The sequence below is a fragment of the Imhoffiella purpurea genome, from assembly GCF_000585215.1.
In the GTDB taxonomy this organism is placed as follows: Bacteria; Pseudomonadota; Gammaproteobacteria; order Chromatiales; family Chromatiaceae; genus Imhoffiella; species Imhoffiella purpurea.
Genome location: NZ_AONC01000013.1, coordinates 1 through 25,694 on the forward strand (window position 1 = coordinate 1; position 25,694 = coordinate 25,694).

General features: G+C 66.7%; 26 protein-coding genes. 7 read left to right on the forward strand and 19 right to left on the reverse strand.

The genetic code is table 11. From position 1 onward, the window contains the following. The 14 genes from D779_RS22585 to D779_RS04675 all read right to left on the reverse strand — a co-directional run. The coding region (locus D779_RS22585) for a YdcF family protein (RefSeq protein WP_052347830.1) at window positions 1-550 on the reverse strand (550 nt) is incomplete at its 3' end. Next, a complete protein-coding gene (locus D779_RS04615) occupies window positions 547-1,341 on the reverse strand; it encodes a glycosyltransferase family 2 protein (protein ID WP_052347831.1) in 795 nt (264 codons plus the stop codon). The genes D779_RS22585 and D779_RS04615, both read right to left, overlap by 4 nt. Next, window positions 1,338-2,057: a 3-oxoacyl-ACP reductase FabG gene (fabG, locus tag D779_RS04620; protein WP_043750179.1), complete on the reverse strand. Its 720-nt coding sequence runs from the start codon at window positions 2,055-2,057 to the stop codon at window positions 1,338-1,340. Before fabG ends, D779_RS04615 begins: the two co-directional genes overlap by 4 nt. After that, a complete protein-coding gene (locus D779_RS04625; RefSeq protein ID WP_043750182.1) occupies window positions 2,054-2,491 on the reverse strand; it encodes a hypothetical protein in 438 nt (145 codons plus the stop codon). The genes fabG and D779_RS04625 overlap by 4 nt, the downstream gene beginning before the upstream one ends. Window positions 2,492-2,497: 6 nt before the next feature. Beyond that, a complete protein-coding gene (locus D779_RS04630; RefSeq protein WP_043750188.1) occupies window positions 2,498-3,334 on the reverse strand; it encodes a beta-ketoacyl synthase chain length factor in 837 nt (278 codons plus the stop codon). Continuing rightward, entirely contained in the window at window positions 3,331-4,521 is a 1,191-nt protein-coding gene (locus tag D779_RS04635) for a beta-ketoacyl-[acyl-carrier-protein] synthase family protein (RefSeq protein WP_043750367.1), read from the reverse strand. Before D779_RS04635 ends, D779_RS04630 begins: the two co-directional genes overlap by 4 nt. A gap of 82 nt (window positions 4,522-4,603) precedes the next feature. Further along, window positions 4,604-6,928 (reverse strand): MMPL family transporter, encoded by a 2,325-nt coding sequence (locus D779_RS04640; protein WP_052347832.1) that lies wholly within the window; start codon window positions 6,926-6,928, stop codon window positions 4,604-4,606. 40 nt (window positions 6,929-6,968) lie between these two features. Beyond that, the gene (locus D779_RS04645; protein WP_157726315.1) at window positions 6,969-7,490 is read right to left on the reverse strand and encodes an outer membrane lipoprotein carrier protein LolA; all 522 of its coding nucleotides are present in this window, start codon (window positions 7,488-7,490) and stop codon (window positions 6,969-6,971) included. A 136-nt stretch (window positions 7,491-7,626) separates the two neighbouring features. Beyond that, window positions 7,627-8,535 (reverse strand): LpxL/LpxP family acyltransferase, encoded by a 909-nt coding sequence (locus tag D779_RS04650; protein WP_043750194.1) that lies wholly within the window; start codon window positions 8,533-8,535, stop codon window positions 7,627-7,629. Then, entirely contained in the window at window positions 8,532-8,816 is a 285-nt protein-coding gene (locus D779_RS04655; RefSeq protein ID WP_043750196.1) for a hypothetical protein, read from the reverse strand. Before D779_RS04655 ends, D779_RS04650 begins: the two co-directional genes overlap by 4 nt. Beyond that, on the reverse strand, window positions 8,813-10,150 hold the full coding sequence (locus D779_RS04660; protein ID WP_043750197.1) for an AMP-binding protein: 1,338 nt from the start codon (window positions 10,148-10,150) through the stop codon (window positions 8,813-8,815). Before D779_RS04660 ends, D779_RS04655 begins: the two co-directional genes overlap by 4 nt. A 10-nt stretch (window positions 10,151-10,160) precedes the next feature. Next, window positions 10,161-10,430 (reverse strand): phosphopantetheine-binding protein, encoded by a 270-nt coding sequence (locus D779_RS04665; protein WP_043750199.1) that lies wholly within the window; start codon window positions 10,428-10,430, stop codon window positions 10,161-10,163. A 29-nt stretch (window positions 10,431-10,459) separates the two neighbouring features. Beyond that, window positions 10,460-11,224 (reverse strand): class I SAM-dependent methyltransferase, encoded by a 765-nt coding sequence (locus D779_RS04670; protein WP_043750201.1) that lies wholly within the window; start codon window positions 11,222-11,224, stop codon window positions 10,460-10,462. A gap of 49 nt (window positions 11,225-11,273) precedes the next feature. Further along, window positions 11,274-12,239 (reverse strand): chorismate transformation enzyme, FkbO/Hyg5 family, encoded by a 966-nt coding sequence (locus D779_RS04675; protein WP_052347833.1) that lies wholly within the window; start codon window positions 12,237-12,239, stop codon window positions 11,274-11,276. A 271-nt stretch (window positions 12,240-12,510) separates the two neighbouring features. On the opposite strand from D779_RS04675, the gene D779_RS04680 reads away from it, so the two are divergent. Beyond that, window positions 12,511-13,347, forward strand: a complete 837-nt coding sequence (locus D779_RS04680; protein ID WP_043750204.1) for a MipA/OmpV family protein — start codon at window positions 12,511-12,513, stop codon at window positions 13,345-13,347. 77 nt (window positions 13,348-13,424) lie between these two features. Here the strand turns inward: D779_RS04680 and fabA are convergent, their stop codons facing one another. After that, window positions 13,425-13,940: a 3-hydroxyacyl-[acyl-carrier-protein] dehydratase FabA gene (gene fabA, locus D779_RS04685; RefSeq protein WP_043750206.1), complete on the reverse strand. Its 516-nt coding sequence runs from the start codon at window positions 13,938-13,940 to the stop codon at window positions 13,425-13,427. A gap of 30 nt (window positions 13,941-13,970) precedes the next feature. Then, window positions 13,971-15,710, reverse strand: coding sequence for a proline--tRNA ligase (locus D779_RS04690; RefSeq protein ID WP_043750208.1), 1,740 nt, complete (start codon window positions 15,708-15,710; stop codon window positions 13,971-13,973). 377 nt (window positions 15,711-16,087) lie between these two features. On the opposite strand from D779_RS04690, the gene D779_RS04695 reads away from it, so the two are divergent. The 4 genes from D779_RS04695 to ilvC all read left to right on the forward strand — a co-directional run bounded on the left by D779_RS04695 (window position 16,088) and on the right by ilvC (window position 20,835). Continuing rightward, the gene (locus D779_RS04695) at window positions 16,088-17,149 is read left to right on the forward strand and encodes a PilZ domain-containing protein (RefSeq protein ID WP_052347834.1); all 1,062 of its coding nucleotides are present in this window, start codon (window positions 16,088-16,090) and stop codon (window positions 17,147-17,149) included. Window positions 17,150-17,422: 273 nt separating this feature from the next. Beyond that, window positions 17,423-19,204 carry a biosynthetic-type acetolactate synthase large subunit gene (gene ilvB / locus D779_RS04700; protein WP_081763327.1) on the forward strand — a complete coding sequence of 594 codons (1,782 nt, stop codon included), beginning with the start codon at window positions 17,423-17,425 and terminating at the stop codon, window positions 19,202-19,204. Window positions 19,205-19,278: 74 nt separating this feature from the next. After that, complete coding sequence (ilvN, locus tag D779_RS04705) at window positions 19,279-19,770, forward strand: acetolactate synthase small subunit (RefSeq protein WP_043750214.1); 492 nt, start codon at window positions 19,279-19,281, stop codon at window positions 19,768-19,770. Between the two features lie 48 nt (window positions 19,771-19,818). Beyond that, window positions 19,819-20,835: a ketol-acid reductoisomerase gene (gene ilvC / locus D779_RS04710; protein ID WP_198295665.1), complete on the forward strand. Its 1,017-nt coding sequence runs from the start codon at window positions 19,819-19,821 to the stop codon at window positions 20,833-20,835. Between the two features lie 149 nt (window positions 20,836-20,984). Here the strand turns inward: ilvC and D779_RS04715 are convergent, their stop codons facing one another. The 3 genes from D779_RS04715 to moaA all read right to left on the reverse strand — a co-directional run bounded on the left by D779_RS04715 (window position 20,985) and on the right by moaA (window position 23,628). Then, complete coding sequence (locus D779_RS04715) at window positions 20,985-21,614, reverse strand: GGDEF domain-containing protein (protein ID WP_157726316.1); 630 nt, start codon at window positions 21,612-21,614, stop codon at window positions 20,985-20,987. Window positions 21,615-21,777: 163 nt separating this feature from the next. Then, window positions 21,778-22,416, reverse strand: coding sequence for a GTP cyclohydrolase I FolE (gene folE / locus D779_RS04720; RefSeq protein WP_043750377.1), 639 nt, complete (start codon window positions 22,414-22,416; stop codon window positions 21,778-21,780). Window positions 22,417-22,605: 189 nt separating this feature from the next. Next, window positions 22,606-23,628, reverse strand: coding sequence for a GTP 3',8-cyclase MoaA (gene moaA, locus D779_RS04725; protein WP_043750220.1), 1,023 nt, complete (start codon window positions 23,626-23,628; stop codon window positions 22,606-22,608). 184 nt (window positions 23,629-23,812) lie between these two features. Here moaA and D779_RS04730 point away from each other — a divergent pair, with 184 nt between their 5' ends. Then, on the forward strand, window positions 23,813-24,907 hold the full coding sequence (locus tag D779_RS04730; protein WP_043750223.1) for an extracellular catalytic domain type 1 short-chain-length polyhydroxyalkanoate depolymerase: 1,095 nt from the start codon (window positions 23,813-23,815) through the stop codon (window positions 24,905-24,907). Between the two features lie 93 nt (window positions 24,908-25,000). Next, entirely contained in the window at window positions 25,001-25,540 is a 540-nt protein-coding gene (locus D779_RS04735) for a cytochrome b (protein ID WP_043750226.1), read from the forward strand. Window positions 25,541-25,694 lie beyond the last annotated feature (154 nt).

The following is a 25,694-nucleotide window of genomic DNA, read 5'->3' on the forward strand; positions in this document are numbered from 1 at the left end:
GCTCGGCCGGCTCCAGCCGGTGGCGAAGCCCCAGGCTGGCGGCCATGAGCCCGAGCCTGGCGAGGTGGTAGCGGTTCGAGACGATGACCAGGGGTGTCTGGACAGCGCCGTCCCGGACGGCCAGTGCACGCAGGTTGCATAGGTTGGTGAGCGTGTTTCGGGACTGATCCTCGAGGATCAGGGGCAGTTTCCGGCTCAGCCGCCCCGCCTCCAGATACTCGGCCCCGGCCCTGGCCTCGCTGACCGCGGCATTCGCCGTGCGGCCGCCGAGGATGACCAGTCTCGCGGCGCATGGCGAGCGGGCGAGGGCGGCGGCGCGATCCAGACGCTCGCGGAATTCGGGGTCGGGACCCTCCCTTCCCAGACGCTTCCCCGGCACCACCAGCCAGCTGTGCTCCTCCAGCCGGGAATCGTTCGGCGCCCGGGCGCTTCCGATCACCCGCCTCAGCCAGTGGAGATAGGCGAGCCCGAGGGTGGCGAAGAGGACGACCAGGGCGAGCGCGATGGTGAGGAGTCCGTCCCAGTCGGGGGGGCGGGAACGGTGGATCACGGCCGCAGGCCCTCGCGTCCCTCGTCGAGCGGCTGGAGGTCGGCGTTGCCCTGTTCGGGCGGCGGCCGTCGCATGAGCGAGCGCCACAGGCCCAGCGGATAGAAATGGCGCTGCGCCAGCTTGGCGGCGACCATGCGCACGATGCTGGCCGTGTCCTCGTAGGCGCGATAGTGGCTGGGCCGGGCGTGCGGATGGTAGAGGGTCTCGATGGGGATGGCGAGCGTGAAATGGCCTTGCCAGGCCGCATCGATCAGGATCTCGCTCTCGAAGGCGAATCCGGCATCGGGCTTGGGGCGGGTATCGATCCGCTCGAAGAGCCTGCTCGGATAGATCCTGAATCCGGACTGGGTGTCGCGGATGGCCTGTCCGCAGGCCCAGGAGATCCAGAAGTCGGCGAAGGCGTTGGCGAAGCGGCGCAGCGGCGGGGCCTGCTCCCGGTTCAGCAGCCGGGCCGCGATCAGGATGCGGTCCGGGTGCTGCTGGATGCGCGCGGCGAGGCGCGGGATGTCCTCCGGCCGGTGCTGTCCGTCGGCGTCGAGGCTGACGATGTGGGTGGCCCCGGCCGCCAGGGCGTGCCGCATGCCGCGCAGCAGGCTCGCCCCCTTGCCCCGGTTGACGGGGTTGGTCAGGCAGGTGAGCGGGAGGTCGGCGATGGCGGCGGCGGTGCCGTCGGCCGAGCCGTCGTCGACCACGACCAGTCGTTCGATCGGCTGTTCGAGGACCCGGAGACAGATGTCGCGGATGCTCACGGCCTCGTTGTAGGCCGGTATCACCACCCAGAGTCGGTTCATGTCATGCCCCCGTCGAGACGGATGACCTGTCCGGAGAGATAGCCCGAGTCGCCGCAGACCAGATAGGCGACCAGGTCGGCGACCTCCTCGGGACGGCCGGCGCGGCGCATGGGCACCAGCCGCTCGATCGCGGCCTTGTCGAAGAGGGCGCGGGTCGATTCGCTGTCGATGATGCCGGGCGCGATGGCGTTGACCGTGACGCCGCGCTTGGCCAGCTCGCGGGCGAGCGACTTGGTGGCACCGTGCAGTCCGGCCTTGGCCGCGGCATAGTTGGTCTGGCCCTGGTTGCCGAGCACGCCCGAGATGGATGAGATGTTGACGATGCGTCCCCAGCGGGTGCCCATCATGGGCAGCAGCAGTGGCTGGGTGACGTTGAAGAAGCCGGTCAGCGAGACGTCGACGACCTCTTGCCATTGATTGAAATCCATCCCGGCCATGGGGGCGTCGCGATGGATGCCTGCGTTGTTGACCAGGACCTGGATGGGGCCCTCGCTCAGCAGGGCGTCGAGCGCCGTCTTGCAGTCGTCCGGGTCCCTGACGTCGAAACGCACGGCGGATGCCCGGCCCCCGGCGGCCGCGATCTCCTCGACCAGCGTCTCGGCCCGCTCCATCTGCCGATGGGTATGAACATGGACCCTGAGTCCCTCCGCGGCCAGCCGGCGCGCGATGCAGGATCCGATATCGCCGGTCGCCCCCGTGACCAGTGCCCGTTTCATTCCGTCTCCTGGCGTCGCGCCATGACGGTGAGCCGTCCGCCGGACAGTCGACGCCCGCCTTCGTGGATCTCGAAGAGATAGATGCCGTCCCGATCCGAACCATGAAGCCGGGTCACCCGGATCTCTAGTGCACCGCTCAGATCCGACAGGGGGGCGGACGGGATCTCGACCTGGGACGCGGCGACCAGCAGCGCGGGGATCGCTTCCGCCCCCCGCTCGCGAGCGAGCAGTCCGCCATGCAGCGCGCAGGTCTGGCCGGCGTATTCGAGGACATGGGTCGCGGCCAGCATGCCATGGGTCCGTAGCGGATTCGTCGGACGGGTATGGGAGCGGGTTCGGCCGATCAGGCCGTCGGCATCCCAGGACAAAACCTCGTCGATGAGACACATGTCTCCCGCGTGCGGGATGAGTGCGCGCAGGTCCTCGCTCAGCATGGTCCGTCACTCGGCATGGGGTTCGAATCCGAGATCGACGTTTAGCGTGCCGCCATCGAGATAGGGCAGTTCGACCGTGCCGGCATGCCCGCGCGCCATCGCTAGCAGCAGCGGCAGGACGCGCGCGGCCGGGTTTCCCGAGCGCATGGCCTCCAGTTCTGGGGGCAAGGCGTCCGCCGTCTTCTCTCCCGAGCCGGATGGCGCCGGATCTGTCGGCGGCGAGGCATTCAGCGCGATGCGTGCCAGTGCGTGCTGGCTTTGGTCTCGCGCAAGCAGAAGTGCGCAGGCGAATGGATGCGCGAAATGGCGATGCGCATCCAATGACGGCGGTCCGGGGAGGTCGTAGGCGACCAGCAGGATCCGCTCGCAGTCGGTCGCGAGCTGGGTGGCGCACTCGAGCAGACCGGCGGCGAAGGTGGCGTCGCCCGCAGCCAGGCTGGTCGAGGGTTCCATGCAGCCGCTGCCGATCGACCAGTAGCCGGCCACCGCATTGTGCACCGAGTTGTGGAAGAGCGTCGGCGAGAGCGCGACCGGATGCTGCGCGATCCCCAGACAGAGGCGGTCGATCAGGTCCAGGTCGCCGTCCGAGGAGGCGAAGACGCTGGGCAGCGTGCGGGGATCCGCGCCGGCCGCCTCGGTCGCCTGGCGCGCCGCCTCCATCGCCAGACGGGTCGGCGGGGTCGCGCGGCGGCGCTCGTTGGGTGGCAGCAACATGGGGGCGAGCCGCGGCAGACGTTCGGGCCGATAGCGGACCTCGCCGCGCAGGATGGCCGCGGTCGAGGGCCAGTCGGTCAGGCCGGGCGCGACGATGCCGACCGAGCGGACGAGGATGTCGAGCATCATCCTGGGTACCCCAGGACGAGCGAGGCGTTGGTGCCGCCGAAGCCGAAGGAGTTGGTCATGACGATCCTGGGCTCGAGATCGATTCCGGCTTCGAGGACGTCCAGCTTTAGATCGGGATCCCGCTCGCCGCGGTTGAGGTTTTCTGGCAGGAAGCCATGCTCGAGCGTCAGCAGACAGATGACTACCTCGGTCACCCCCGCCGCTCCCAGCGTGTGGCCGGTCCAGCCCTTGGTGCCGCTGGCGCGGGGAGGGCGGTCGAAGCAGTGGGCGATCCCCAGGTCCTCGGCGCGGTCGTTGGCCGGGGTGCCGGTCGCGTGCAGGTTGAGATAGTCGATCGATCCCGGGGCGAGCCCGGCGCGCTCCAGCGCCGCGCGCATGGCCAGGGCGGGGCCCAGACCCTCCGGATGGGGCGAGGAGATATGGTGCGCGTCGCTGCTCTCGCCGTAGCCGAGCAGGGCGGGCCGGTCCGGGTCGGGCGCGATGCGCTCGAGCAGCACGAATCCGGCCCCCTCGCCGAGCGCGATACCGCGCCGGTCGCGTCCCCAGGGCCGGCAGGGCTCGGGTGCGAGCAGCTCCAGGGAGGCGAATCCATGGAGCGTGGTGGCGCAGAGCGTATCGGCACCGCCGACGATGGCGGCATCGCAGAGACCCGAGGCCAGATGACGGCTGGCGGTCGCGAACACCTTGGCGCTCGACGAGCAGGCGGTCGAGACGACCTGGGTCGGTCCCCCGATCCCGAGCCTGGAGCGGCAGAAGGCGCCGAGCGAGAAATTGCTGTGGGTGTGGTCGAAGCGCAGGTCGTCGCCCAGATCCCGGGTGCCGGACCGGGCGCGACGGCGATAGGCGGCCTCCGTATGCTCCAGGCCCGAGGTGCTGGTACCGAGGAAGAGTCCGATGCGTTCGGGCCCGTATCGGGCGCGGACCCGTTCGACCTCGCGATCGAAACCGTCCTGCTGCAGCGTCAGGTTGGCGAGCCGGTTGTTGCGGCAGTCGAAGATCTCGAGTCCGGCGGGCAGGGGCGCCGACTCGAGGTCGGGGACGCGGCCGATCCAGGTGTCGAGCGCGATCTCGGGCAGATCGCAGTGCGTCAGGCCGGATCGTCCGTCGCGCAGGGCCTCGAGCGTGGCCGTGCATCCGAGTCCCAGTGCGTTGACGAGAGTGAAGGCGGTGACGCTGAGGGGCTCGATAGACATCTGACTCGGCACGAAAAGACAAACACGTTCGGCCCGGCATCATAGCAGTTTGTGGCCATGCCTCAACCGCCCGGACTCAGGTGTCGGGTCTCGCGATCAGGAGGGCGGCGGGCAGGGCCAGGGCGATTCCGAGCGCGGTCGTGAGTCCGATGGCATGCAGCACCGGGATGTTCGAGAGCGCGAGCAGCCCGAACATCAGCAGGCTGGAGAGTGCCGAGAGGGCGACGGCGAAGGCGGCCCGGGCCGATTCGGCCGGATTCGTGCATCGGCGGCTGATGAAGAGGCCGTAGTCGATGCTGAGTCCGAGCACCAGCAGCAGCGACACCAGATGGAAGAGATTGATCGCGCCCTCGATCGCCAGCAGGAGTCCGTAGTCGAGGACGATGGCGAGCGCGATGGGCAGCATGACCCGCAGCGTGCGTCCCTGGCGGCGGACGCCGAGCCAGATGAGTGCGCCGATGAGCGCCGCGGTGAGCGTCAGGCTGTCCAGGGCCTCCTGGATGAAGCGCGCGATCAGTCCGGCGCTGGTATCGCGCAGGTCGAGATACCGGAGCCCGCTGGCGGGGTCGAGTGCCTGGAGCTCGGCGATGGCCGCCGGATGATCGGCCCCGATCAGCGGGACGAGTCCCACCCAGGCGTCGCCGAAGGGCTGGAGCAGCGTACCGAGCCGCTCGCCGATCGGCGAGGCGCCCAGCCGGTCCGGGGTCAGGGGCGATTCTTTGCGGGCGAGATCCAGGTCGTGGAGGAAGGGGGCGAAGGCTCCGGTGCGAAATGGCAGTCCGGCGCTCGCGCGCGCGAGTGTCCGCTCCAGCCGCTCATGACTCGGCAGCTGGGATTGGCGTTCGTGCTGGGCCGCTCGGCTGGGCAGGATCCGGTTCGGGGTCTCGAATCCGGCGACGAGGCCGGATGCGACCAGGGCGTCGAGGGCCGGCGTCGCCGTCTCGAGCCGGCGCAGCACCTGTTCCGGATCCGCCCCGACGACGAAGAGGATCTGGGCCACCTCGGGGGCGCCCATTTCGTTCCTCAGATGCTGGTCCAGTGCGATCTCGGATGCGGGCACGGTGCTGAGCCGCGACAGGTCGCTGCTCCAGGGATCCGGATGGCTGGCGAGGAGTCCGGCGACGGCCAGGACCAGGCCGAGTGCCAGGATTCGGGCGCGATCCTTCAGGGTGGGGATGCGCGCCAGCAGCCGGGGCAGGGCGGCGGGTGTCCTCCAGGCGTAGTCCCGCGGCAGCAGGGGCGGCAGCAGGAAGCGCGAACAGAGGGCCGCGCTCGCCAGTCCGGCCCCGGCCAGAACGCCCAGCTGGGCCAGGCCCTCGAATTCGGCCAATGCCAGTGCGGCGTATCCGCAGACCGTGGTCGCGACCGCGAGCAGCAGGTTGGGGCCGATGCCTTCCAGCCCGGAGAGCCGGCCGGCCCGGCGCTCGGCATGGACGAAGATGTGCACCGGATAGTCCATGGCCACACCCATGAGGGTGACGCCGAGCGCCAGGGTGATGCCGTGGATCGCGCCGAACGCCAGCACGACGCAGCTGGTGCCGACCAGGATTCCCGTCGCCAGCGGCAGGGCGCCGATCAGGACCAGACGCGGCGAACGGAAGACCGCGAACAGCAGTGCCGCCACAGCCAGGGAGGCGGCCGCGCTGAGCCAGATCGTCTGGGTTCGGATGGTCTCCTGCGAGCCGACCGCGAAATAGCCGGGCCCGGTGATCGCGAGATGCAGTCGCGAGGCGTCGGCGAGCCGGGCGAATCCGGTGCGGACGGCGGCGACGGCCTCGGCCTGCGCATCCAGGTCCGATGCCTGGGCGCGCGTCTCGGCCAGCAGCAATGCCTCGCGTCCGTCCCTGGAGAACCAGACGCCTTCTTGCCGCTCCGGCGCGCCGGACGGCTCGAGTCCGAGCAACAGGGATCTGAAGCAGCCGGTCGGGTCGCGGGCGATGAGCGAGGTGTCGAGCGGCGGCATGGGGCCCGACAGCTCCTCGAGACGGCGTTCGAGCGCCTGGCGCAGGTCCTCCTCGTCGAGATCCCGCAGGCAGGCGTCCGCCGGGCCGATCAGATAGCGGTGATCGAGCACCGGGCCGAGCTCGCGCATGTCGGGCATGCCGGAGCCGTTGACGACATGGCGAAAGCGTCCGCTGGATTCGAGCGTTTCGGTCAGGGCGCGGCTGGCGTCCGCAATGCGCTCGGCCTCCAGGTCGCCACGAAGCGAGATCAGCAGGGTTCGCGCGGCGATCCCCTCGCGCAGCTGGTCAAGCAGAAGACGTTCCTCGAGGGTCGAGGTGCGCGGCAGGAACATGGAGAGATCGCGATGCAGGGTCGCATGGTCCAGGTTCCAGAGGGCCAGGCCCAGCAATAGCAGCAGCCAGGTGACGAGCAGGGTGCGGGCTCGGTCGAGACGCATGAGAGGGGGCTGGGGTGTCGTCAAGCCGATAGGGATGTCTTCACGGCGTCCCCCGGCAGCCGTTGCCCGGCCCGGGGCACACCAGCAGACGCTGATTCGTCAGACGCATGCGCCGCCTGTCGCCGTTTCCCTCCAGGATGTCCAGGCGGTCGATACGGTTGTCGACCCCTTCGATCCGAACGCTCTGGAAGAGATTGGCGATTCCGCGCTCCAACGGGACCAGTTCGAGCGTCCAGCCGTCCGGTCGAGACTGGTAGTCGAGCCGATAGAGGCGCCGCAGCCGGTCGAGATCGCCGGCGAAGGTCGCCCTCAGGGCCAGTACGATGCCTTCGAGCGCGGCGTGATCCGAGATCCTCAGCCGGGTCTTGCCGTCCCCTCGGATCAGTTCGATACGATCCCCATCGATCAGTACGGCATCGCCCTTGTCGCTGGTCTTGCTCAATCGATCCGGTGCCTGGTAGCTGAGGTGGCCGCTCGATTCCAGCGGCTGGTCGAGCAGCGACAGTTCGACCCTTTCGCGGTATTCGGCCTCGACCTGGGTGACCTGGGCGAGCGAGCGCATCCGCGTCTCCAGGTCGGGCGGCGCGGCGTAGAGGTCTGCCGCGCAACACAGCAAGGCGATGACCGCTGGATAGAGCGCGCTCGATAGGGATCGAGGGTGGCTGCCGGGTCGTCGCTCCCTTGTCCGGGCGGACGGGTCAGGTCGGGCCGATTCCGGTTTCATCCCAGAAGTCATAGAAGTTGAACCAGTTGTAGGGCGCATGGCGCGCATGGTGTTCGAGACGCTCGGCGTAGCGTCGGGTCCAATGTTCTACGGCCTGGGCGCGCTGTCTGCGCTCCGGCGCGATCCCCTCGGTGAGCGGCTCGAAGACGACGTCGTAACGGTTGCCCCCGCGGTAGAGCCCGAAGAAGAGGACGACGGGTGCCCGGGTCGCGGCGGCGAGCGTCATGGGGCCGGTCGGGAAGGGTGCCGGTTCGCCCATGAAGCGGCAGGCCAGTGTGTCCTCCTCGGGTCTGGAGCGATCCCCCAGGAGGCCCACCATGCAGCCCTGGTCCAGGCTTTCCTTGACGCGCAGCAGGCTTTCGGGGGTGCCGAGCGGGATCACCGTCTCGGCGGCCTGGGGGTTGAGGGCGTGCAGAATCTCGGTGATGACCTGGTTGTGTTCCGGGACCATGAGCACCTTGAGCGGCAGGCTGCGGCGTCCGATGGCCAGGGCGCGCACCGCCTCGAAGCTGCCGAGGTGCGAGCCGAGCAGCAGGAACCCCCGGCCCGAGTCGATGCGCTCCAGGACGCATTCCGGATTGTGCAGCCGGATGTCGAGCAGCCGATCGCGACCCGAGAGCAGGAAGACGCGGTCGAGGATGGTCGCCGCGAAGCAGTGGATGTGACGGGCGATGTCGAACAGGGTCGCCGGGCGGCCGAGCGCGCGGGTCAGATAGAGCCGCGAGGCGAGGCGCTGAGGTTTGGCCTTGATCAGGAAATAGAGTGTGATCGGGTAGAGGAAGGCGCGGGCCGCCGGGCGCCCGAGACGCAGCCCGATCCAGCGGATCAGCCTCAGGGACCCGCGCGATCCGCGCTCGCGCTGGGCGGTCCATTGCAGGCTCATGGCGCGAGGCTCAGGCGTCCGGCGCAGATGGGGCGCTCGTCCTGGAGACAGCGGAAGCTCAGGGCGCTTCCGTCTCCGGTCGGCTCGAACTCGACCTCGGCCTCGCGTCCCGGAATCAGCGGCCGCTGGAACTTGATGTGATCCAGACGGGCGCAGCCGGCCGGGCAGAGGGCGAGGATCTGCTCGAGGATCACCGAGCCGGGAACCATGGGGTTGCCCGGGAAATGACCGGCGAGCGCCGGATGCTCGGCCGGGACGCTGAATCTGGCCCTGGTCTTCATGGTCTCCGGATCTCCTCGGATCTCAGGAGTTCGAGCAGCCATTGGCGTGGCGTCTTGCCGACCTCGTTGCGCGGCAGGGCGTCGACGAAGAGGATGCGGCGCGGGATGAAGACCGGGTCGATGCGCTCGCGCAGCCGGGCGACCAGCTCGGCCCGATCGAGCCCGGGGGCGACCAGGATGGCCGCGAGCCGGCCGGGCGAGTCGTCCCGCTCGTCGGGGATGAGGACGATGCCCTCCCTGACGCCCGGGATGGCGTTCAGCGTGAGGTTGAGGTCCGCCAGGGATGCGCGCTTGCCGCCGATGTTGACCATGTCCCCGCCTCGGCCGAGGAGGCGGAAGTGGGTCTCGTCGATCAGGTCGATCCGGTCGTTGAGCGGGATGGTGCCGGGCAGGAAGTCGGCCTCGATCTGGGCGCGCTCCGGCTCCGGATCCGTGGCGCGCACGCCGTCGTACCACTGCCAGACGGGGCACTCGATGGTGCGGCGGCTGGCGATGGATCCGGCCTCGGTGCAGCCGTAGATCTCGTGGACCCGTGTCGCGAGGGCCGATTCGATCGCGCGTGCCAGGTCCTCGCCGAGCGGGGCGGTCGCCGAGATCGTCCGGTCGATCTCGGGCCATGCGAGACCGGCCTTGAGACAGGCATCGAGATGGACGGGCGTGGTGACCAGGATGCGTGGTGCGTCGGACTCGGCGAGCGCGCGGCGGATGTCCTCGGGAAAGAAGGGCCGCTCGGCATGGGTGGCGGCCCCGGTCGCGAGCGGGATGAAGACCGAGAGCTCCAGCCCGTACATATGCTGGGGCGGCACCGTGGCGACGATGCTGGTGTCCGGGCCGATGCCGAAGCGCTTGGCCGCGCGCAACGAACAGAGCATCTGGTCGGTCCAGCGCTTGGGGTGCGGCTGGGACCTGCCCGTGCTGCCCGAGGTGAAGGCGATGATGGCGTCGGGGCGGTCGGCGAGCACCGGGACCTGGAGCGCCGATCCTGGGGCTGGTGTCATGCGGCCTGGCTCCTCGATCCGGTGATGCGGCAGGCCGGCGACACGCTCGGCCTGGTCCGTGACTACCAGGCTGCCCGGATAGCGCCCGGCGATGTCCCGGACCGTGCTGGCCAGCCGGTTCGGGGGCAGCAGGGTCGGGATGTCTCTCACCAGCGCGGCGCAGAGCGAGAGCATGAACCGATAGCGGTCCTCGCACAGATTGATCAGATAGCCGGCCTCCGGGATCCCTTCGGCGACCTGAGCGACTTGATGGAGAAATGCGTCGTGCGACACGCAGCCGCCCGGTCGCCGAGCGATGGAGGCCCCCTGCCGATAACCGGGCATCAGCGTGTTCAAGGCGGCGTCCTTAGCGCGAGCGGTTGGCGGCGATGTGGGCGCTGAGATCGCGCAGCGAGGCGAAGATGGAGCGGATGTTCGGGTCCTGTGAGCTGATGGTGATGCCGTATTTCTGGGTGACGGCCAGAGACAGTTCCAGCGCGTCGATCGAGTCCAGTCCCAGTCCCTCGCCGAACAGCGGGGCGGTGGGGTCGATCTCCGAGACCTGCATGTCATCGAGATGCAGTGTCTCGATGATCAGCTGAGCGACTTCTTGTTCGAGAGGGGCGAGCGTTTCCAAATCGACTTCCTTAAAAGACAGGGTCCGAGTCAGAGCTCCGGCTTGACCGCTGTGTATTCGTTCATGATGGCATGGAGGACCCCGCGCTCGACCGAGGCGAATCCCGCGCCTTGCAAGGCGGATTCGATGATCCCGGGCGGGACGCACTGGTCCACCGTGTCCCAATAATATTGCATCAGACGCCGCGCATCCCGACGGCCTGTCACCAGGGCCGCCAGCGAGGGCACCAGGTGCTTGAGATAGAACCGCGTCAGGCGGTATCCGAGCGGGGAGCTCGGGGGCACCATCTCGAGCAGCAGGAGCCGGCCGCCGGGCTTGAGCACCCGGAAATATTCGCCGAAGGCGACCCGAAGGTCGCTGACGTGGCGCAGGGCATAGCCCATGGAGACGAAGTCCACCGTGGCGTCGCCCAGCGGCAGGGATTCGGCGACGCCGCAGGCGCGGTGCTCGACGCCCCGCTTGCCGGCTTCGTGGAGCATGGGCAGGCTGGGGTCGATGGCGAGGACCTGGCCTCGGGTGCCGACCAGCTCGATGGCATGGCGCGCCAGCACGCCGGTGCCGGCGGCGATGTCGAGGGCGCGGTCGCCGCTGCGGATGCCGGCGCGGCGCAGGGCCTCCAGACGGTAGCGCTCGCCGGTACCCAGGCTCATCCAGGTGTTGATGCGGTCGTAGCTCGGCGCGGTTTGGTCGAACAGCTGGCGGATATAGGGGACGCGCTGCTCGCGGTCGGCATAGTGCCCGTCCAGAACCGGGTGCGGCGGGATCGAGCCGGATGGCGGCTTGGTTGGAGTCATTGGAATGGCTCTCGGATTGGGCGGCGCGCGCCGAGTGTCGGATGGAGTTTCAGCTCGGCGCGGCGCATGGCTGGAGCACGCCTTCGATCTCGACCTCCAGGCCGCGTCTGCAGATGTCGCCGCGCAGATACTGGATCCGCGGCTCGGGACCGCACCAGTCGCGCAGCCGGGATTCGATCCCTTCGATCCCGTGCGGTGCGCGGACATAGACCCGAAGCAGGTCGGGGCGGCGCGTTCGGGTCTCGCCCGAGGTCTCGATCAGCGTCTCCAGATTGAGCAGGGTTTCGGTCAGCTGGGGCTCGAGACGCTCGGGGTGGCACGAGGCATGTCCGACGACGCTGGCCGTGCCCGAGATGAAGAGCGTTCCCGCAAGACCTCCGGTACCGCGCATGGCGCGCGCGAAATAGGGCGGTCTGACCCCGTAGCGCGGCGGATAGCGATAGGCCGGGATCTGTCTCGGATTCTCGACGGCCTCCCCGGGCGTGCGGGAGGCGAGGGCGTAGACGAGGAGCCCGCCAGCGCTGGTGCCGATCGCGCTCGCGGCCGGGATGCGTTTCCGCTCGAATCCGGCCCGATCGAAAGCCTCGACCCTGCCCGCGCTGAAGGCCCGATAGCGCTCCTGTCCGTCCGCCGGGTCGTGGATCCGCTCGATGAAGTTCCACATCCGCAGCGGGTGCGGATAGCCCCGTTGCGCGATCAGGGCGAGCAGTTCGCCGTAGAGCCGTTCCGTCGTCCGGGCGAGCCGGTCCGGCTCCTCCTCCTGGATCAGGCGGTGGACCAGCATCAGGCCGTCGCCTTCGACGAAGCCGGTGTCGCCGTCCCAGCCGAGATCCTCCAGACGCTCGGCGTGCCATTCTTCGACGGCGGCGCCCCGGCTCAGCGGAGGCAGGCCGATGACGAGGTCGCGCGGGTCCGAGGAACGGGCGTGCCGTTCGGCGAAGCGAATGCGCGCGAATGTGCTGGGGGCGATCGGGTCATCGCCGACGCTGTCCGAGAGCCGATATGTCAGTATCATCTGTTAGGGGGCGGGGGCCTTTCGGCTGGATCTGGTGTCGGCATGATCGCAGCTGGTCTGGAGAGACATGGGTCGTGCGTCCATGCGCCGAGCCGCTCGACAAGGTCGGCGAGAGTCTACGCATCTCGCTGATTTGCTTCAAGGCAGTCGGCGGCTGCCCGTCTGTTGCACACTCGTCTTCGGGGGGATGGATGGCGTGAGTCAGGATTCTGGGAATGCTTGCGGGAATGGGCGGCCGATCGCTGTCTCCGGGCTGGGCCGGCTCGATTGGATGCGATGGAGATGGCTGGCCGCCTGTCTCCTCGCGACCATGGCTGTTACGGCGCATGCCGATCGCGAGCCTCTGTGGGAGATCGCGCTGGGCGGCGGCGCGCTCACCCTGCCGGACTATCGGGGGTCGGGCCGCTCCAATACCTATGCCTATCCCTTCGTCCTGCCCTATTACCGAGGCGAGGTGCTCAAGTCGGACGAGAACGGGATCCGCGGACTCTTCTTCGAGTCGGACCGGATCAAGCTGGACGTGAGTCTGGACGGGACCGTGCCCGCCGCGAGCAGCGACGACCCGGCGCGGCACGGGATGGACGATCTGGACCCCACCTTCCAGATCGGTCCCATGTTCCGCTATCTGGTGTGGGGCCGGGGGAATCGGAACCGCTCGCTGAGCCTCGACCTGCCGGTCCGCGCCGCCTTCGCCGTCGGATCCTCGTTCAAGCACATCGGCTATACCGCCTATCCCCATCTCACCTATCGGCAGGATCTGGACCTGCTCGGGCGAGACTGGCGGATACGGCTTTCGGGCGGCCCCATGTTCGGGTCCGAGAGCCATCACGACTATTTCTACCGCGTCTCCGGACGCGACGCGAGGCCCGATCGCCCGGTCTACGATCCGGACGCCGGCTACGGTGGGGTGCGCCTGATCGGCACCCTCTACCATCGGCGCGGGGATTTCCTGGTCAACCTCTACGCCATGTACGACTCGGTCGAGGGCGCCGTCTTCCATGACAGCCCCCTGGTCCGGCGCGACAGCGGCGCAACCTTCGGTTTCCTGGTGAGCTGGTTCCTGTTCAAGTCGGACCGGACGGTCGAGACCCAGGGCCTGGACTGGTGAGCCCCGGCTGTACCGACGTCGCCCCGTCCGTGATCGTCCGTGCCAGTCCCTGACCGTCCCTTGTCGACCAGCCCCAATCAGAACCCGTCGGTCGAGGTGAACAGCCCCACACGCAAATCCTTGGTGGTATAGATGGTCCGTCCATCCACCATGACGACCCCGTCGGCAATACCGAGCACCAGCTTGCGGCTGATGACCCGCTTCATGTCGACATGATAGGTGACCTTGCTGGCGCTCGGCAGCACCTGCCCGGTGAACTTGACCTCGCCGACGCCGAGCGCTCGGCCGTGTCCCGGATTGCCGATCCAGCCGAGAAAGAAGCCGACCATCTGCCAGAGGGCGTCGAGCCCCAGGCAGCCCGGCATCACGGGGTCGCCGGGGAAGTGGCAGCCGAAGAACCAGAGGTCGGGGGTGACGTCGAGCTCGGCGAGGATCTCGCCCTTGCCGTTGGCGCCGCCGAAATTGGCGATGCGCACGATGCGGTCCATCATCAGCATGTTCGGGACCGGCAACTGGGCGTTGCCCGGACCGAACATCTCGCCGTGGCCGCAGGCCAGGAGCGCGTCGCGATCGAAGGAGGCTTCTTTGTTCATGTGATCCTTATCATCGATATTCCGCTGGATTCAGCGTGAGTGATGGGCGCCCGCCGCGTCCAGCCGTTCCCGCAGGAAGCCGACGATCTCGGCGATGGGGATCAGCTGCATCTCGGCGTCGGTGCGGCCCTTGTATTCGACCATGCCGTCGTCCAGGCCCTTGTCGCCGACGACGATCCGGTGTGGGATGCCGATGAGTTCCATGTCGGCGAACATGAAGCCGGGGCGGGCGTCGCGGTCGTCGAGCAGGACCTCTATTCCGGCCGCCTGCAGGTCGGCGTAGAGCTGCTCGGTCGCCTCGCGCACCCGGAAGGACTTGCCGAGCTTCATCGGCAGCAGGGCGACCTCGAAGGGGGCGATCGGCTCGGGCCAGCAGATGCCGCGGTCGTCGTGGTGCTGCTCGATGGCGGCGGCGACCACGCGCGAGACGCCGATGCCGTAGCAGCCCATGGTCAGGGTGACGGCCTTGCCGTCCTCGCCCAGCACCGTGGTCTTCATCGCCTCGCTGTATTTGCGCCCGAGCTGGAAGATGTGCCCCACCTCGATGCCGCGGGCGATGGTCAGGGTGCCCTTGCCGTCGGGGCTGGGATCGCCCTCGACGACATTGCGCAGGTCGGCGACGGCTGGCAATGGCAGATCGCGTCCCCAATTGAGGCCGAACCAGTGCTTGCCGTCCTGGTTGGCGCCGGCGCTGAAGTCGGCGGTGACGGCCACGGTGCGGTCGACGATGCAGGGGATGGGCAGGTCCTTGGGGCCGAGCGAGCCCGGGCCGGCGCCGATCGCGGCGCGGATCTCATCCTCGGTGGCCATGCGCAGCGGCACGGCGACCTGGGGCAGCTTCTCGGCCTTGACGGCGTTGAGCTCGTGGTCGCCGCGCACCAGGAGCGCGACCAGATCGGCCTCGGCCTCCTCGGAGGCCGCGACGACCAGGGTCTTGACCGTGCGCTCGATCGGCTGGCCGAACTGCTCGACCAGATCGGCGATGGTACGGGCGTTGGGGGTGTCGACCAGTCGCGCCTCCTCGGTCGCCGGGGGCAGGGTGTCGGCCAGCGCGACGGCCTCGGCCAGCTCGACGTTGGCGGCATAGTCGCTCCCGGTCGAGAAGGCGATGGCGTCCTCGCCGGATGCCGCGAGCACGTGGAACTCGTGCGAGGCGTTGCCGCCGATGCTGCCGGTGTCGGCCTGGACCGGGCGGAAATCGAGCCCGCAGCGGCCGAAGATGCGGCAGTAGGTTTCGTGCATCCGGTGGTAGGTCTCGGCCAGCGATGCCTCGTCGACGTGGAAGGAGTAGGCGTCCTTCATGAGGAATTCGCGCGCGCGCATGACGCCGAAGCGCGGACGGATCTCGTCGCGGAATTTGGTCTGGATCTGGTAGAAATTGACCGGAAGTTGCTTATAGCTTCTCAGTTCGCTGCGGGCAAGATCGGTGATGATCTCTTCGTGGGTCGGGCCGAAGCAGAAATCGCGCTGATGGCGGTCGCGCAGACGCAGCAGTTCGGGGCCATACTGATCCCAGCGGCCGGATTCCTGCCACAGCTCGGCGGGCTGCACCGCTGGCATCGCGACCTCGAGCGCGCCGGCGCGGTCCATCTCCTCGCGCACGATACGTTCCACCTTGCGCAGGACGCGCAGTCCGAGCGGGAGCCAGGTGTAGAGTCCGGCGGCGAGCTTGCGGATCATCCCGGCACGCAGCATCAATCTGTGGCTGGCGATCTCGGCGTCCGCCGGGGTTTCTTTGACGGTCTGTAGGGGGAACTGAGAGGTGCGCATGGAGACGAGTGTCGATCGGGTAAAGCGACGAAGTCTATTGTCCAATGCCTGAGCGCACAACTTTCGTTCGGTCGGTGCCGCGTTTTTCGCTCGGATTCCGGGCGGGTCGGGCGATGGATGCCAGTGACGTTCAGTGCCTGAATGTCGGTGCGTGGCGTCATCAGGGATTGCAGGCCGTGTCGTCTGATCGGACAACCCTTGCAGACTAGGGGTATCGCACCAATAGTCCGCCACCTGGAATGTTCCTGATACGGATGCCTGGACAAGTACAAGTATGAGATTCAATCCGATAGGCGTGTCGGCCCCGCCTCTGGCAAGGGTACGAGGAAGCAATGCCAGCGTATGGCCTCGCTATCGGGCAACAGGGTATTCGCACTATGAACCGCTCAGACTCTCAGTCGGAATCGGCCTCCTATGAGCCGGACCGCCGAACGCAGGCCCGTATCGATCTGCAGATTCCGGTCAAGGTCACGCTGCCAGGCGAGCATGATCCCGTCACCGCGCTGAATCAGGACATCTCCTGGGGGGGCGCGCTACTGAGCATTCCTGGCCCCTTGCCCAAGGCCAGCGGGACCATCCAGCTGGTCTACCCCTGGAGGTCGGGTGAGCGCATCATCATCGACGCGCGAATGCTGCGCGCCAAACCGATCGATAACGACCGCTATCAGGTGGCGGTCCGCTTCGTCAGCCTGTCTCCGCGCAGCCAGTCGAGACTGGTCAAGCTCCTCAGGATGCTGCGCGACGGTCATCGGTCGACCCAGCAAGCCAGCGGTACGAGCGACCTCGTGAGAGAGCTCGAGGTGGTCGTCAACGAACCCGATGAGCTGCGAGGTATGCTCGAACAGATCGCCACGGGTCATCATACCCTGACCGTGTTCGATGCCTACGAGCCGAATCAGAGCATCAGTCTCTCGATCGTCGGGGCTCGGGACCTTCCCGGTATCCGGCTTCGGGCGCGTGTCGTGCATGCGCAGAAATCGAACGCCAAGGGATTCGAGTGGGCCAACCTCTATACCCTGCTGCTGGATTTCGAACATCCCAAAAAATCGCTCAGGGCCTGTGCGAGACTTCTGCTCGACCAGATGCCGGACTCTCAGGAGAGCCTATTGTCCTCCGAGGATGCCCCGGACTGGCTGACGATCATGCCTTTTGCCCGGCCGACGGAGGCCGACCGGGTGCGTTTCCCGGTGCAGAGCAAGGAACTCAGCGTGCTCGAAACCCGATATCCCGAGGCGCTGAATCGGCTCATCGCCGGTTGGGGGGATGTCGAGGGTTTCGAGGCGATGTTTCGGGATCTGGTCATCGGCGATTACGGACAGCCGGGGGGCTGGCCGGCCGACGCCTGGGCCGAGCTGGAGATGCTCCAGGACGTGCATGACCTCAGCTACGGCAAGTCTTCCAGTCGCAGGAGCCTGTTGACGACCGGTCGGAGCGTTTGACCCGCTCCGGCATCCCCAGGCGTTCGCTCCGTTTCGCCGCTCGCCTCTCCGCCCTGTTTCGGCCGCTTGACCCGGGATCGTTATCCCGGTAACGTCAACCTCTTTTTCAACGTTTTTCCAAGCTCCTCCTCGACCGGGAAAGCGGACCCCTGATCGGTCGCCGCGAGCCCTTCGCAGATCTCCGTTGCAGATCTCCGGCAGGGCCGTGCGGCCAGGATGCTTCGCGAGGTTCGGACGATTCACGGAGAGTGGGCTGATCGGAGGTCGCGAAAGGTGGCACTGACTGGAGCTGAATCAGATGGGGCGAATGTGACGGCGGCTGGTGTCGAGTTGAGCGGAGCAGAGATCGTCGTCCAGGCGCTTCTGGACGAAGGTGTCGAGTACGCCTTCGGCTATCCGGGCGGTGCCGTCCTGCATATCTACGACGCGCTCTTCAAGAAGGGCGGCGTCAAGCATATCCTCGTCCGGCACGAACAGGCGGCGGCCCATGCGGCCGACGGCTACGCGCGCTCGACCGGCAAGTGCGGCGTCTGTCTCGTGACATCCGGTCCCGGCGCGACCAACGCCGTGACCGGGATCGCGACCGCCTACATGGATTCCATCCCCATGGTGGTGCTCACCGGCCAGGTGCCCACGCCCTTCATCGGCAGCGATGCCTTCCAGGAGGTGGACACGGTCGGCATCACGCGCCCCTGCGTGAAGCACAACTTCCTGGTCAAGGATGTGAAGGATCTCGCGGTCACCATCCGCAAGGCCTTCTACATCGCGACCACGGGCCGACCCGGCCCGGTGGTGGTCGACATCCCCAAGGACGTGACCGACCCCAACGTCAAGGTGCCCTACGTCTATCCCAGGGATATCCGGATGCGCTCCTACAATCCGGTGGAGCGCGGTCATCTCGGACAGATCCGCAGGGCCGTGGACCTGATGCTGGAGGCCAAGCGTCCGGTCTTCTATACCGGCGGCGGCGTGGTCCTCGGCGAGGGCTCGGCGCCCTTGACCGATCTGGTGCGGGCGACCGGCTTTCCCATCACCAGCACACTCATGGGGCTTGGCGCCTTCCCGGGGACCGACGATCAGTTTCTCGGCATGTTGGGGATGCACGGCACCTACGAGGCCAATATGGCGATGCACGAAACCGACGTGCTGATCGCCGTGGGTGCGCGCTTCGACGACCGGGTGACGGGTAAGATCGAGCATTTCTGCCCGCACGCCAAGATCGTCCATATCGACGTGGACCCCTCCTCGATCGCCAAGAACGTCAAGGTGGACGTGCCCATCGTGGGGCAGGTGGCGAGCGTGCTGTCGGACATGCTGCGGCTCTATCAGGAGCGCGCATCCGGCGCTCAGAAGACCCTGCTGGCCGACTGGTGGGCCAAGATCGCCGAGTGGCGGCGTGTCGACTGTCTGCGCTACGATCAGGGCGCGGAGGCGGCGATCAAGCCGCAGTTCGCGGTCGAAACGCTCTACAAGGCGACCCAGGGCGAGCTCTATCTGGCCTCGGACGTGGGGCAGCACCAGATGTTCGCGGCCCAGTTCCATCCCTTCGACAAGCCGCGCCGCTGGATCAACTCGGGCGGTCTCGGCACCATGGGCTACGGTCTGCCGGCGGCGATCGGTGCCCAGCTGGCTCATCCGGAGGCTCAGGTCGCCTGTATCTCGGGCGACGCCAGTATCCTCATGTGTATCCAGGAGCTGGCGACCTGCTCCCAGTACGCGCTGCCGATCAAGGTGATGCTGCTCAACAACGGCTACATGGGCATGGTGCGGCAGTGGCAGGAGCTCTTCTACGAGAGCCGTTACTCGCACTCCTACGTGGATGCGCTGCCCGACTTCGTCAAGCTCGCCGAGAGCTTTGGTCACGTCGGCATGCGGATCGAGCGCCCGGGCGATCTCGAGGACGCCGTGCGCGATGCCTTCGCCATGAAGGATCGCTTCGTCTTCATGGATGTCCTGGTCGATCCGACGGAGAACGTCTATCCCATGATCGCCGCGGGCAAGGGGCACCACGAGATGCAGCTGTCGCCGAGTCTGTCGGAGCGCGAGCTGGCCTGAGCGAGCGCTCTCGTCCATCGACCGAGATGCGATCCGAGCCAATACGAGATCTGAATCTAGCGAGATCTGAATCCATGAGACACATCATCGCCGTGTTGCTGGAGAACGAAGCCGGTGCGCTCTCGCGTGTCGCCGGTCTCTTCTCGGCCCGTGGCTACAACATCGAATCCCTGACCGTCGCGCCCACCGACGATCCCACCCTGTCGCGCATGACGCTGGTGACGCGGGGCAACGACGAGATCGTCGAGCAGATCAAGAAGCAGTTGAACAAGCTCATCGATACGGTGAAACTGCTGGATCTGTCCGAGGGACCTCACATCGAGCGCGAGATGATGATGGTCAAGGTGCGTGCCGAGCGCGAGGCGCGCGAGGAGCTCAAGCGGCTCGCCGACATCTTCCGCGCCCATATCATCGATGTGACGGATACCAGCTATGTCATCGAGCTGACCGGCGCCACCAATAAGCTCGATGCCTTCATCGACGCCTTGCCCGATGGCTCGATCATCGAGGTCGTACGCTCCGGTCCCACCGGCATCGCGCGCGGCGAGAAAGGTCTGAACCTTTAGTCACTATTTCGAACCAGCCTAATTGACACTAGGATCCAACGCATGACCATCAACGTGTATTACGACAAAGACGCCGATCTCTCTCTGATCCAAGGGAAGAAGGTGACCATCATCGGTTACGGTTCGCAGGGGCACGCCCACGCGAACAACCTCAAGGACTCCGGCGTCTCCGTTACGGTCGGCCTGCGTCCCGGTTCCGCGTCCGCGGTCAAGGCGAGCAACGCCGGTCTGACCGTCAAGTCGATCGAGGAAGCGGTCGCCGAGGCCGACGTGGTCATGATCCTGGCCCCCGACGAGCATCAGGCGGCCCTGTATCGCGACCAGGTGGCCCCGCACATCAAGCAGGGTGCCGCCCTGGCGTTCGCGCACGGCTTCAACATCCATTACGGTCAGATCGCTCCGCGCGAGGATCTGGACGTCATCATGATCGCCCCCAAGGGTCCCGGTCATCTGGTGCGCTCCACCTATACCCAGGGCGGCGGCGTGCCCAGCCTGATCGCCGTCTATCAGGACGCCAGCGGTCAGGCGCGCGACATCGCCATGGCCTATGCCTCCGCCAATGGCGGCGGCCGTGCCGGCATCATCGAGACCAGCTTCCGCGAGGAGTGCGAGACCGACCTCTTCGGCGAGCAGGTGGTGCTCTGCGGCGGTCTGACCTCCCTGATCCAGGCCGGTTTCGAGACCTTGGTCGAGGCCGGCTACGCGCCCGAGATGGCCTATTTCGAGTGCCTGCACGAGGTGAAGCTGATCGTCGACCTCATCTACGAGGGCGGCATCGCCAACATGCGCTACTCCATCTCCAATACCGCCGAGTACGGCGACCTGACCCGCGGTCCGCGCGTCATCACCGACGAGACCAAGGCCGAGATGAAGCGCATCCTGGGCGAGATCCAGAACGGTCAGTTCGCCAAGGAGTTCATCCTCGAGAACCAGGCCGGCGCCTCCTCCATGAAGGCCATGCGCCGTCTCGGCGCCGAGCATCAGATCGAGGAGGTGGGCGAGCGCCTGCGCGAGATGATGCCCTGGATCCGGGAGAAGAAGCTGGTCGACAAGACCCGCAACTGATTCGGTTCCCACCCGGAGGCCGGAGCGAGCCGGCTTCCGGGTCGAACGAGCGAAGGCCGCGCCTCGGGCGCGGCCTTCGCGTATATGGCGTCCCCCCAGTGGCTTGCCTGTCTCCTGAAAATCTCTTCGAGGGACTGTCGTCGGCGATTTCAGCCGACGCTCGAGAGCCGTCCCCTGCCCGGGGCCGCCGGGGTTTTGCGGATACGGGCCTCCATGGCGGTATCCAGCGAATGCTCCGCGCGATCGAGGATCTCGCTCGATTCGATGCCGTCTTCGGGATAGAGGGCGAAACCGATGTCGCTCGAGGCCTGGATGAGCGCGCCCTTGGTCATGATCGGCTTGCTCAGGCGCTGCCGGATGCGCTGCGCGACGCGGACCACGTTGGATTCGTCCAGGATGCCGTCGAGAATGACGGCGAACCGATCGTCGCCGATGCGTGCCACCGTGTCGGTGCTGCGTACCCCGGTGTGGAGCAGTTCGGCATATTTGGCGACGAGATGCTCCGCCGCAGCCTTGCCGTAGAGCGCGAGTGTGCCGTCCAGGTCGTCCAATCGCAGCATCAGCAGCGCGAACGACTCGCGGTGGCTGCGGTGGTATTTGACGGTTTCGTCCAGCCGGTCGAGAAATGCCCTGCGGTTGATCAGTCCGGTCGGGAGATCGTAATCGGCGGGCGTCAGTGGACGGCGCGAGCCTCCGCCGCCGGCTCGGCGCTCGCGCGCCGCCATGCCGGCGCGCTTGGAGGGCGTGCCATCGAGATCGAATGAATCGCGTGCGACCATCTTAGCCTCATTGTCGTAAGACGGCTTCTTGTCGTCGGTTCGTTGCCAGCCATGGTTCATCGGATATCGTGCGTCGGCGAGTATCCTCAAGTATATGAAAAAGCGGCTCCGATGTTGATGTCTTCTTTTCCCTACAGCACGCCCTTGACCGGTTCCCGATGGATCAGTTCTTGATGAACGACATGAACTCGGCCCGGGTGCGGGGATCCTCGTCGAAGGTGCCCCGCATGGCGCTCGACACCGTGGTGCTGCGTTGTTTCTGCACGCCCCGCATCATCATGCAGGTATGGCTGGCCTCCAGCACCACGGCGACGCCGTGCGCGCCCAGGTGCTCCATGAGCGCGTCCGCGATCTGATTGGTCAATCGCTCCTGTACCTGCAGCCGCCTGGCGAAGACATCGACCACGCGGGCCACCTTGCTCAGACCCACCACCTTGCCGTTGGGCAGGTAGCCGACATGGGCGTGCCCGAAGAAGGGCAGCATGTGGTGCTCGCACATGGAATAGAACTCGATGTCGCGCACCACCACCATCTCCTTGACGTCTTCGGCGAAGACGGCCCCCTTGATGATCTCCTCGGCCGAGAGGTCGTATCCGCTGGTCAGGAAGTCCAGTGCCTTGGCCACGCGCAGAGGCGTTCTGCGCAAGCCTTCGCGGTCGGGATCCTCTCCGATCTCCATAAGCATGCGTCGAACCAGATCCTCTTTGGCGGGGTCGTAGACCTCCTCGTCGGGCTCGGGCTCGAAACTGGTCGCATAATGGCTATGGGCCAGCATCTGAGATAACTTGGCTTTTTCAGACATGGAATGCCCCATTTTCCTTCGCGCCCGTCGGACTCCTTGGACGGTCATTCCGAGGGCGACGTCAGTCGTTCGGTTCTGACGTCAATGGTGGGGGCAATCGTGCGAAAAGGAATCCGGCGCGGCATCGCGAATCCGCATGGCTGGAGGAGCGCGGCTCGGCGAGGTCGTCGGCCGGTCTCTCGGGGGCGTTCAACCGCCGGAGACATTCATGTGGCGCGAGATGGGCGCATGGCCAGGGCGTCCGAAATCGTGGCCTCGGGGCTTGATCTCCATGGCCGCGATGATGGCCTGCTTGACCGGGGCGTCGTCGCAGGGGTTGGCCCTGAGCGCGCGTCTGAGATCGGCCGAGTCTTCATGCCCCAGGCACAGCAGCAGGCGTCCCTCGGCCGTGACCCGGACGCGGTTGCAGTGCTCGCAGAAGCTGTGGCTGTGCGGCGAGATGAATCCGACGCGGGTCTCGGTACCGGCGATGCGGTAATACTTGGACGGTCCGCCGGTCGTGACGGTCGAGGGCAGCAGATCGAATTCCCGCTGCAGGTCGTGTCGTATGGCATCGCTCGAATAGTAGGCCTCGGCGCGGTCGTGGTCGCCGATGAATCCGAGGGGCATTTCCTCGATGAAGCTCAGATCGATACCGCGATCGATGGCGAAGCGGGTCAGGTCGAGCACCTCGTCGTGGTTGCGGTGCTTGAGGATGACGCTGTTGAGCTTGATCCGCTCGAAGCCGCAGCGGACGGCCGCCTCGATGCCGGCCAGGGTCTTGCGGATGTCGCCGAGCCGGGTGATGCGCTTGAATCGCCCGGGATCGAGCGAGTCGAGGCTGATGTTGATGCGCGTGACGCCCGCGTCCTTGAGGGCCCTGGCATGCCGGCTCAGCTGGGTGCCGTTCGTGGTCAGGGCCAGATCCGAGATGGACGGGAGACCTCCGAGCTGCTCGAACAGCCAGATGGCGTTGCGTCTGACCAGGGGCTCGCCGCCGGTGATCCGGATTCGGCTGACGCCCAGTTCGCCGAAGCAGCGTCCGAGCCGAGCCATCTCCTCGAGCGTGAGCAGCTGATTGCGCGGCAGGAAGCTCATGTCGTCGGACATGCAGTAGAGGCAGCGCAGATCGCAGCGGTCGGTGATCGACAGCCGAACGTAATCGATCCTCCGCCCGAACCTGTCTATGAGGACGCTCTTGCCCTCGGTCGAATGGCGGGCAGCCTGGGTCATGTGCCTCTGGATCTCCTCGTCCCGTCGGCTGGAGCGGCCGATCGTTCTTATGTCTTCACCCCGATGATCGGGTACTCTGGCAGGACTTGATGCGGGCGGCAACCCGAGGAAAGAATGGTTTTCCCGGTTCTTCGTTCGCTTGGCGGTCACCGGACCTTCGTCTTGCTCATCTGGATATGTCCCCATGAAAGATACCTGGAAGGCCGTTGTGCGGGAAGCGGTTCGCCTGACGCGGGCCGGGCGGATCGGCGAGGCGACCGGTCTCGTCGCCGACACCCTGGCCGCGTCTTCGCCCGAGCCTCGTTCCGGGTCCGACAGCGGGCGTGCCGGTGTTCGGGGCGATGCGATCGAGGGGGAGTTCGAGGTGGTTCGGGATCCTGGGCATCCGGATCCATCGGCCTCGGACGAGGCCGGAGCGGCCGAATGGAGTTGGCAATCCTTCGAAAACGATTCGGGCGCGCGCGACTATCGGCTCTTCGTTCCGCCGTCGCGCTCCGGGGCGTCGTCGGGTCGTCCGCTGGTCACCATGCTTCATGGTTGCGGCCAGGATCCGGACGACTTCGCGACCTCGACCCGGATGAACGCCCTGGCCGCGCAGCTGGGGTGCTGCGTGCTCTACCCGGCCCAGTCGATCTCCGCCAACGCCAGTCGTTGCTGGGTCTGGTACGAGGAGTCGAACCAGCACGCCGGTCTCGGCGAGCCAAACATCATCGTCGGAATGGTGCGTCATGTCATCCGCGCCCATGCCATCGATCCGCGCCGCGTCTACGTCGCCGGGCTTTCGGCCGGCGGGGCGATGGCGGCGATCCTGGCCGCGCTCTACCCCGGGCTGTTTGCCGCTGTGGGGATTCATTCCGGCTTACCCCATGGTGCCGCGCACGACCTCATGTCGGCGCTGATCGCGATGCGTCAGGGCGCCTTGGCCGGTGATGCGAGCGGGGTCGGATCGGGCATCTCGATCCCGATGATCGTCTTTCATGGCGATGCGGATACCACGGTGAATCCGGTCAATGCGGCCCGCTTGATCGCGCAGGCCGGTTTCGATGTCGGTGGAGTCGGCGCGTCCGGGGTCGAATACGGTCGCGCGCCCGGTGGTTGCGGCTATCGCCGTTCCACGTTCGTCGATGGCGATGGCGTCTGTCGCGCCGAGCTCTGGTCCGTCGAGGACGTCGGGCATGGATGGTCGGGCGGGAGCGGTTCGACTCTTTTCAGCGAGCCCTGCGGTCCGGATGCGTCGCGCGAGATGCTGAGGTTCTTTCTCGAACATCCGAGGGTCTAGTCGCGGCTCGAAATAGTCTTTTGCGCATTGCCATGTAAGAATCGCGGTTTGCCAAGTATGACTTTTCCACGATTCGAAACGAGGTGATAGAGAGTGAATCAAGAGATGAAGGTCGAGCGTTACGGTCTGATCGCGCAGGGCTTCCACTGGCTGGTGGCGCTGCTCCTGCTCGGGTTGTTCGTCACCAACAGTCTGCGCGAGATGGCTCCGGAGGAATCCCAGCTGGGCTGGCTGCAGCTGCACATGTCGTTGGGTATCCTGGTGTTCCTGGTGACGATCGCGCGGATCGGCTGGCGCAAGATCGTGCCGCCGCCGGCCCTCGTGGACGCGCCCAAATGGAGCCAGTTCGCCGCCAATGCGGTTCACGTCCTGCTCAATCTCGCGACCCTGCTGGTTCCCGTCTTCGGCTACCTGCGCGTCGCCTCCAAGGGATTCGCCGCCGACTTCTTCGGCATGCAGATCCCCTCGATCACGGGCGAGATGCACGGCCTGCACGAGATCATGGAGGATTTCTTCCACGGCGAGCCCATGGAGATCGCCCTCTACGTGCTGATCGGCGTGCATGTCGTGGCCGCGCTCTGGCACCAGTACGTGCTCAAGGACAATGCGTTGCGGCGCATGCTGCCCTGGTGATGATCTGACTTCGGCGATGCCTTCGGGTCTCGCCGGCGTCTCGAATGTCTTATGAGCGCGGCGAGTCGGGACTGGGCTCTTCGGGGGCGCGATCCGATTCCTTGAGGGAATCGGATCGTCGTCTCCCCGATCGGGCTGGGCGGGGACTCCTTGG